We start from the raw sequence: 7833 nt of genomic DNA, 5'->3' as shown, positions 1-7833 counted from the left end.
CGCACCGCGCGCCGCCGCCTCGCGCTCGCCGCGGTCCTGCCCGCGGCGGCGGCCGGCGTCGCCCGCCGGGTCCTGCCCCGTTGAGCGGCCCCCGCGGGGACCTCCCCCACCTGGACGCCGACGCCCTCGCGCGGCTCGTGCCCATGGCCACCGCCGTCGACGCCGTGGAGGCCGCCCTCACCGGCGGCGGCCTCGACCCGGAGGCGGAGCCCGCCCGGTCCGTGGTCGGCGTCGAGGGCGGCCAGCTCCTGCTGATGCCCTCGGCGACGGCGGCGTACGCCGGGGTGAAGGTCGCCTCCGTCACGCCGGGCAACCCCGCCCGCGGGCTGCCGCGCGTCCAGGGCCTGTACGTCCTCCTCGACGGCGTGACCCACACCCCGCTGGCCGTGCTCGACGGCAGCGCGCTGACGTCGCTGCGCACGCCCGCCGTCTCCGGGGCGGCGCTGCGTCACCTCGCCGTCCCGGGGGCCCGGCGGCTGCTGGTGTTCGGCACGGGGCCGCAGGCGTGGGGGCACGTGGCGGCGGTGCGGGCGGTGCGGCCGGGGCTCACGCACGTGGACGTGGTGGGCCGGGACCCGGGGCGGCTCGCGGCGTTCGTGCGGCGCTGCCGGGACGCCGGGCTCTCGGAGGCGGCCGCCGCGCGCGAGGCCGTCGCGGGCGCCGACGTCGTGTGCTGCTGCACCACGGCGCGCGAGGCCCTCTTCGACAGCGGGCCGCTCGCCCCGCACACGGCCGTCGCGGCGGTCGGCTCCCACGAGCCCGACGCGCGCGAGGTCGACGAGCGGCTCGTGGGCCGCGCCACGGTCGTCGTCGAGTCCCGGTCCGTGGCGGTCCGCGAGTGCGGCGACATCGTGCGGGCCGTCGCCGCCGGGGCCGTCGGCCTCGGGGCGCTCCGGACGCTCGGCGAGCTGGTGCGGGGCGAGGTGCCGGTGCCGGACGGGCGGCCGCGCCTGTTCAAGTCGGCCGGGATGGCGTGGGAGGACCTGGCGGTGGCGGTGGCCGCGTACGAGGCGTGGCGGGAGGCGGCCTGACGCGCCCCGGCCCTGCGGGCGCTACGGGGTGGTCCGCGACACCACGTACACCATGGGGTGGTCGGGGTTGGCGCGGTTCACCACGATGTCCTGGGTGGGGGCGGGGTCGTCCTGGTCGTGGGTGATGCCCGACCAGGGGCCGGGGCCCGTGAACTCCCAGCCGACGACCTTCTGGTCGCGCTTGCTGATCGTGATGTCGTCCTTCTTCAGCCGGCGCGCGCTGGTGCCGGTCTCCTCCAGGAACGTCTCCAGGCCCTCGTTGCTGGTGAGGAACTGCACGTACAGCCGGCTGGTGCGCCAGTTGTTCGTCTCGTAGTAGGCGACCTCCGCCGAGTACGGCGGCACCGGCACGTCGTACAGACGGCGCTGGACCTTGGAGGGCCAGCCCGCGGTGAGGCCGGTCGCGGAGTACTTCTTCTCCTTGTCGCGGCCGCTGTCGCGGGACTGGTTCGCGGAGATCAGCAGGTACCCGGCGGGGACGCCGATGAGCAGCACGATGATCGTCGCCGTGAGCCAGCGGCGGCGGATCATATGGCGGCGGTCCTCGGGGCGGCGCCGCTCCGGGGCGCCGGGGCCTGCCGGGCCCGGCACGTCCGGCGGGGAGGGCTGGCGGGGCACGGTCATCTACGGGGTCCCCTGAGCGGTGCGGTCGTCGGCGCGGCGGGCCTGGGCGTAGCGCTCGTACCGCTCGTAGCGCTCCACGCGGCGGCGGTTGGCGCGGCGGAACCGGCGGGCGACGAGCCGGGCGAGGTCGGCGGCGCCGACCATGCCGGCCTCGGGGCCGAGCTGGGCGCGGGCGATGCGGGCCTCGGGGCGGTAGCCGCGGCCGGTGAGGTGGCGGCGGAAGGCGTCCCGGGCGGGGCCGATGAGCAGGTCGTCGGCCGCGCTGACGCCGCCGCCGATGACGAAGCAGGAGGGGTCGAGGGCCGCGGCCAGGTTGGCGATGCCGACGCCGAGCCACTGGCCGATGTCCTGGAGCAGCTCGACGCACATGGCGTCGCCCTCGCGGGCCAGCTCGGTGATGAGGGGGCCGGTGATGTCCGGTACGTTCCCCTTCACCCGCTCGATGATCCCGTACGCGACCGGGGAGTCGGCGGCGGCGAGCTCCCGGGCCTCGCGGACCAGCGCGTTGCCGGAGCTGTACTGCTCCCAGCAGCCGCGGTTGCCGCAGGGGCAGCGGTGGCCGCCGGGCACCACCTGCATGTGCCCGAACTCGCCCGCGACCCCGAACTTGCCGCGCTTGACCTGGCCGTCCTCCAGGATGGCGCCGCCGATGCCGGTGCCGAGGGTGATCATGACCAGGTGGTCCTCGCCGCGGCCCGCGCCGAAGCGCCACTCCGCCCAGGCGGCGGTGTTGGCGTCGTTGTCCACCATGACCGGCACGGCGAGGCGGCCGGAGATGCGGTCGCGGAGGGGTTCGTTGCGCCAGGACAGGTGCGGGGCGAACAGGACGCGGTTGCGGTCCGCGTCGACCCAGCCCGCGGCGCCGATGCCGACGGCGTGCACGTCGTGCCGGTCGGACAGGTCGAGGACCAGCTCGACGATGGTGTCCTCGACGACCTTGGGGCTCTTGGACTTGTCCGGCGTCTCGGTGCGCAGCGTCTCCAGGATCTGCCCGTCGGCGTCGACGACGCCCGCCATCACCTTGGTGCCGCCGATGTCGATGCCGACCGTGGGGACGCGCGGGGCCGTCAGGTGGGATCGGCGTTCACGCGTGCCCACGGTCCGCAGGACGGTGGCGCGTGCGGAGCCGCGGTGGGTGAGGTCGCGGTAGGTGCTCATCGCGCCGATTCTGCCTCACGCTCGCGGGGGCGCGCACAACGGGTAACCCGGGGCGCAGCCGCCCCGGGCCTTCCCCCCCCCGGTGCCCCCGCCAGGGGGCGCGGGGAACTGCGCGCTCAGTTGGCGAAAACCCGCAGACGCGACTGCGGGGCGGCGCGGCAGACGCGACTGCGGGTGAGTGCGTGGTTGCTCGCGCCCCCAAGCAGGGCGCCCCCGCAAGGGGCGCGGGGAACTGCGCGCTCAGTTGGCGACAAGCCGCAGTCGCGTCTGCGGACGGACCCGGCAGACGCGACTGCGGGTGAGTGCGTGGTTGCTCGCGCAGTTCCCCGCGCCCCCAAGCAGGGCGCCCCCGCAAGGGGCGCGGGGAACTGCGCGGCCAGTTGGCGAAAACCCGCAGACGCGTCTGCGGACGGACCCGGCAGACGCGACTGCGGGCGGGTGCGTGGTCGCTCGCGCCGTTCCCCGCGCCCCTGACGGGGCGCCCCCGCAAGGGGCGCGGGGAACTGCGCGGGCAATGGGCGACAAGTCGCGGACGCGGCTGCGACGGGGAGGGGCAGACGCGGGCGGCGGGGATGCCGGGCGTTACGGGGCGGTGGCCCGTTCCAGCTCGTGTCGGAGGTCCTCGAGCTCGGAGCCCCCCGCCATCTGCCGCGTGAGCTCGTCGAGAGTGATCTCGGCGCGCGTATGGGCGCCGGACATCGCCCCGCGCTTGAGCAGCACGAATCGGTCCCCGACGAGGTACGCGTGGTGCGGGTTGTGGGTGATCAGCACCACGCCCAGACCCGCGTCCCGCGCCGCGGCCACGTACTTCAGGACGACACCGGACTGCTTCACGCCGAGCGCCGCCGTCGGCTCGTCGAGGACGAGCACCTTCGCGCCGAAGTACACGGCCCGCGCGATCGCCACGCACTGCCGCTCGCCGCCCGAGAGCGTCCCGATGGGCTGGTCGACGTCGCGCAGGTCGATGCCCATGCGCAGCAGCTCCGCGTGGGTGGTCGCGCGCATGAACTCGACGTCCATCCGCTTGAAGGGCCCCACGCCCTTGGTGGGCTCCGAGCCGAGGAAGAAGTTCCGCCACACCGGCATGAGCGGGACGACGGCGAGGTCCTGGTACACCGTGGCGATGCCCCGGTCCAGGGCCTCGCGGGGGCTGCCGAGCCGCGTCTCCTCCCCCTCGATCGAGAAGGTGCCCGCGTCGTGCTGGTGCAGCCCCGCGATGATCTTGATGAGGGTGGACTTGCCCGCGCCGTTGTCGCCGAGCACGCAGGAGATCTCCCCCGCGTGCACCTCCAGGGAGACGCCTTCGAGGGCGCGGATGTTGCCGTAGTACTTGCTCACGGCGTCGAGCTCGACGAGCGGCGTCCGCGTACGGTCCACGGGCGGGGCCGGGGCGCCCGCCGGGGCGGCGGACTCCTCCGAGGCGGCGGGAACGGCCTCGTCCCCGGCGGAGGGCTCCTCGGCGGCGGCGAGGTCCGGGTCCGCGGCGGGGACGGCCCCGTCCGCGCCCGGGGACGTGTCCTTGGGTGCGCCTTCTGTCGTCACTTCGTCGCCTCCGCGCGCTTGCGGACCCACGCGTTCAGCAGGGTCGCGAGGAGCAGCATCGCCCCGAGGAAGAACTTGAACCAGTCCGGGTTCCACTCGGCGTAGACGATGCCCTTGCTGGTCATGCCGAAGATCAGCGCGCCCACGGCGGCGCCGACCGCCGAGCCGTAGCCGCCGGTGATCAGGCAGCCGCCGATGACGGCGGCGATGATGTAGATCAGCTCGTTGCCGACGCCCTCGCCGGACTGCACGACGTCGTAGTTGAACAGCAGGTGCTGCCCGGAGACCCAGGCGCCGAAGGCGACACCCATGTACAGGCCGATCTTCGTCCTGCCGACGGGGACGCCGACCGCGCGGGCGGCCTGCTCACCGCCGCCGACCGCGAAGATCCAGTTGCCCGCGCGGGTGCGGAGCAGGATCCAGGTGGCCACGGCGACCATCGCCAGCCACCACACGATCGTGATCTTGAAGTCGACGCCGCCGATCGTGAGCGTGGAGGCGAAGACGTCCTTGGCGGACGGGAAGCCCTCCATGTCGGAGATCGACTTGGTGGAGACCGTGCCGCTGATCAGCTTGGTGAAGCCGAGGTTCATGCCGGTCAGCATCAGGAACGTACCGAGGGTGATGATGAAGCTCGGCGGGTCGGTGCGGATCAGCATGACGCCGTTGAAGACGCCGATGGCGAGGGTGGCGACCAGCGAGACGCCGACGCCGACCCAGACGTTCGCGGTCATCTGGTAGCTGAACATCGACGAGATCAGCGCGGACGTGGTCACCATGACGCCCGCCGACAGGTCGAACTCGCCGCCGATCATCAGCAGCGCCACCGGCACCGCCATGATGCCGATGGTGGAGGCCGCGTACAGGACCGTCGCCAGGCTGGTGGCCTGGAGGAAGCTGTCCGCGACGATCGCGAAGAACAGGAAGACGGCCACGGCGCCGACGACCGAGCCGAGCTCGGGGCGGCCGAGGAGCCTCTTCACGGGCGAGGTCTTGAGGAGCCGCTCGTCGGCGGCCCGTACGGGCTTCTCCGGTGCCGGGGCGGTCGCGCTCATCGGGTGCCCCGCTTCGCGTAGTCCGCCAGCTCGTCGGCCTGGTCCTCGGTGACGATCTGCGGGCCGGTGAGGACCGGCTTGCCGCCGCCGAGGACGTCGGCGTTGTACTTGTAGAGCCACAGCAGGTCCACGGCCTGGTAGCCCTGGAGGTAGGGCTGCTGGTCGACGGCGAAGCCGAGCGAACCGGACTTCAGGCCCGCGGCGACCTTCTCGTTGAGGTCGAACGTGTCGATCTCGGCCTTGCTGCCCGCGCCCTCCTTGGCCTTCACCGCGGTGTCGGCGAACGGCGCGCCGAGCGTGACGACCGCGTCGATGTCCTTGTCGGACTGGAGCTTGGCCTCGATGCCGGACTGCACGTCGGGCATGTTGGTGCCCTCCACGTACAGGTTGCGCATCTCGCCCTTGAAGGTCTTCTTCGCGCCGTCGCAGCGCTGCTCGTGGCCGACGTTGCCCTGCTCGTGCAGGACGCACAGGGCCTTCTTCCGGCCCCGCTTGTTCAGCTCCTCGCCGACGGCCTCGCCCGCGACGGTCTCGTCCTGGCCGATGTGGGTGAGCGCGCCGAACGCCTTGGACTCCTCGGAGCCCGAGTTCACGGTGACCACCGGGATGCCGGCCTTGCGGGCGCGGGCCACGGCGGCCTTCATCGCGTCCGGCTTGGCGAGCGTGACGATGATCCCGTCGACCTTCTTGTCGACCGCGGCGTCCACGAGCTGCGCCTGCTGCTGCGCCTCGTCGTGGTGCGAGTACAGGAACTTGATGTTGTCCTTGACCGCGGCCTGCTTGGCGCCGTTCTGCACGATGTCCCAGAACGTGTCGCCGTCGCCCGAGTGGGTGATCATGGCGAAGGTCCAGCGGGGCGTGTCCACGGCCGCCCGGCCCCCCGCCTGCGCGGCCTTGCGCGCGTCCTCGGCGCGCTTGCCGCCGGTGCTGCTGCAGCCCGCGAGGGACGCGCCGAGCACCGTCACCAGCACGGCACCCACCGCACGTACTACTCCCGTCCTGATCCTTGCCACGTCGCCGTGCCCTTCTTGCTGTGCAGTGTTTGCAGTGCTGTGCGAGAGCGCCGTGTCCGCGGCGCGCACGGGGTGCCGTGGCGCGCGGTGTCTCTCGTGCCGCCGGTCCCGGGGACCGGACCCGGCCGCCCAAGTATCGGTCACGCCGCTTCCCGGCGTGGTCATCGGGTACCGCGGGCGGCGAACTTCTCCGGCTTCGGGCCGTCCGGCCCGGTCACCACGGCGGGTCCGGCCGGGACCGGTCCGCCGCCGCCTCCCGCGGGCGCGACGACCGCCGTGACGGCTGCTGCCGTGCGGGCTGTACGCATGGTGGGCCCCCTTCTCCCGGCCGTGTCCCGGCCATGCCGCGGTGCGGCTGGTGGGAGTTCTAGCCGGGGGCGCGACCCACCGTCAATGACTTTGTCAGAACATTCTTACTTCGGTTGGGCCACGCCGGGACGCGGCGCCCGGTACGGACACCGCCGCCCTCAGGGCCGTACGAGCAACTGGAACTCGAAGGAGTAGCGCGAAGCCCGGTAGAGGTGCGAGCCGTACTCGACCGCGCGGCCGGTGTCGTCGAAGGTGGTGCGCCGCATGGTGAGCACCGGGGCGCCGTCCGGTTCGGCGAGCAGCCCGGCCTCCTCGCCGGTGGCGGCGCGGGCGCCGACGGACTGCCGGGCGCTGTGCAGCGTGATGCCCGCCGCGCGCATGAGCCGGTACAGGCCGGTGGCCTCCAGGCGCTCGCTGTCCAGGCCGAGCAGCCCGGCCGGGATGCGGTTGCGCAGGTACGCCATCGGTTCGCCGTGCGCGAGCCGCAGCCGCTCGATCAGGTGGACGTCGCTGCCCTCGGCCACGCCGAGCGCGGCCGCGGTCTCGGCGGACGCGGGCTCGACGACGTTGCGCAGGACCCGGGTCTCGGGCCGCTGCCCGGCCGCCTCCAGGTCGTCGTACAGGCTGCTGAGCTCCAGCGGGCGCTTGACCTGGCTGTGCACGACCTGGGTGCCGACGCCGCGGCGGCGCACGAGCAGGCCCTTGTCGACGAGCGACTGGATGGCCTGGCGGACGGTGGGCCGTGACAGGCCGAGCCGTCCGGCGAGCTCGATCTCGTTGCCGAGCAGGCTGCCGGGCGTCAGGGCGCCGCGCTCGATCGCCGCCTCCAACTGCTGGGAGAGCTGGAAGTACAGCGGGACCGGGCTGCTGCGGTCGACGCCGAGGTGCAGGGAGAGGGTGGGGTCCACCTCGCGCTTGACGGGTTTGGCGGCTGGTTCGGTCACGGGCCGAGCGTAGTGCCGGGGAATGATGACGGGAAGTCGTGAAGTCCGGTTGTCCGGACAAATGCCGGGCGGGCGGCGACAGGGGAGCGGCGCGGGCGACGACCCCCGAGGTGGCGCGGGCGACGGCGCGAGCGACGGCCCGGCGGGCGGCTGCCGT

At 73.6% G+C, this 7833-nt stretch carries 8 protein-coding genes; 1 reads left to right on the top strand and 7 read right to left on the bottom strand.

The features are described 5' to 3' along the window. Nucleotides 1-80: 80 nt before the first annotated feature. Complete coding sequence (locus tag IE330_RS37055) at nucleotides 81-1031, top strand: ornithine cyclodeaminase family protein (RefSeq protein ID WP_308439078.1); 951 nt, start codon at nucleotides 81-83, stop codon at nucleotides 1029-1031. A 21-nt stretch (nucleotides 1032-1052) separates the two neighbouring features. Here IE330_RS37055 and IE330_RS37050 read toward each other — a convergent pair whose 3' ends face one another. The 7 genes from IE330_RS37050 to IE330_RS37020 all read right to left on the bottom strand — a co-directional run bounded on the left by IE330_RS37050 (nucleotide 1053) and on the right by IE330_RS37020 (nucleotide 7640). Next, nucleotides 1053-1655 (bottom strand): sugar kinase, encoded by a 603-nt coding sequence (locus IE330_RS37050; RefSeq protein ID WP_190140582.1) that lies wholly within the window; start codon nucleotides 1653-1655, stop codon nucleotides 1053-1055. Continuing rightward, nucleotides 1656-2813, bottom strand: a complete 1158-nt coding sequence (locus tag IE330_RS37045) for an ROK family glucokinase (protein WP_190140581.1) — start codon at nucleotides 2811-2813, stop codon at nucleotides 1656-1658. It abuts the gene before it with no gap. A gap of 582 nt (nucleotides 2814-3395) precedes the next feature. Then, nucleotides 3396-4190: an ATP-binding cassette domain-containing protein gene (locus IE330_RS37040; protein WP_190140584.1), complete on the bottom strand. Its 795-nt coding sequence runs from the start codon at nucleotides 4188-4190 to the stop codon at nucleotides 3396-3398. Between the two features lie 161 nt (nucleotides 4191-4351). Beyond that, the gene (locus IE330_RS37035; RefSeq protein ID WP_190140580.1) at nucleotides 4352-5410 is read right to left on the bottom strand and encodes an ABC transporter permease; all 1059 of its coding nucleotides are present in this window, start codon (nucleotides 5408-5410) and stop codon (nucleotides 4352-4354) included. Beyond that, entirely contained in the window at nucleotides 5407-6423 is a 1017-nt protein-coding gene (locus IE330_RS37030) for a sugar ABC transporter substrate-binding protein (protein WP_444546242.1), read from the bottom strand. The genes IE330_RS37035 and IE330_RS37030 overlap by 4 nt, the downstream gene beginning before the upstream one ends. 161 nt (nucleotides 6424-6584) lie before the next feature. Further along, the gene (locus tag IE330_RS37025) at nucleotides 6585-6731 is read right to left on the bottom strand and encodes a hypothetical protein (protein ID WP_190140578.1); all 147 of its coding nucleotides are present in this window, start codon (nucleotides 6729-6731) and stop codon (nucleotides 6585-6587) included. A 159-nt stretch (nucleotides 6732-6890) separates the two neighbouring features. Next, nucleotides 6891-7640 carry a GntR family transcriptional regulator gene (locus IE330_RS37020; protein WP_190140583.1) on the bottom strand — a complete coding sequence of 250 codons (750 nt, stop codon included), beginning with the start codon at nucleotides 7638-7640 and terminating at the stop codon, nucleotides 6891-6893. Nucleotides 7641-7833: the final 193 nt, after the last annotated feature.

Source organism: Streptomyces longispororuber, assembly GCF_014656095.1.
In the GTDB taxonomy this organism is placed as follows: Bacteria; Actinomycetota; Actinomycetes; order Streptomycetales; family Streptomycetaceae; genus Streptomyces; species Streptomyces longispororuber.
The sequence above is the reverse complement of the archived record's forward strand: the minus strand, read 5'-3'. Positions and strand labels throughout refer to the sequence as shown.

What these genes read in the sequence shown, in the direction of transcription:
- IE330_RS37050 (WP_190140582.1), bottom strand. Translation starts at nt 1,655, where the DNA reads ATGACCGTGCCCCGCCAGCCCTCCCCGCCGGACGTGCCGGGCCCGGCA.
- IE330_RS37045 (WP_190140581.1), bottom strand. Translation starts at nt 2,813, where the DNA reads ATGAGCACCTACCGCGACCTCACCCACCGCGGCTCCGCACGCGCCACC.
- IE330_RS37035 (WP_190140580.1), bottom strand. Translation starts at nt 5,410, where the DNA reads ATGAGCGCGACCGCCCCGGCACCGGAGAAGCCCGTACGGGCCGCCGAC.
- IE330_RS37025 (WP_190140578.1), bottom strand. Translation starts at nt 6,731, where the DNA reads ATGCGTACAGCCCGCACGGCAGCAGCCGTCACGGCGGTCGTCGCGCCC.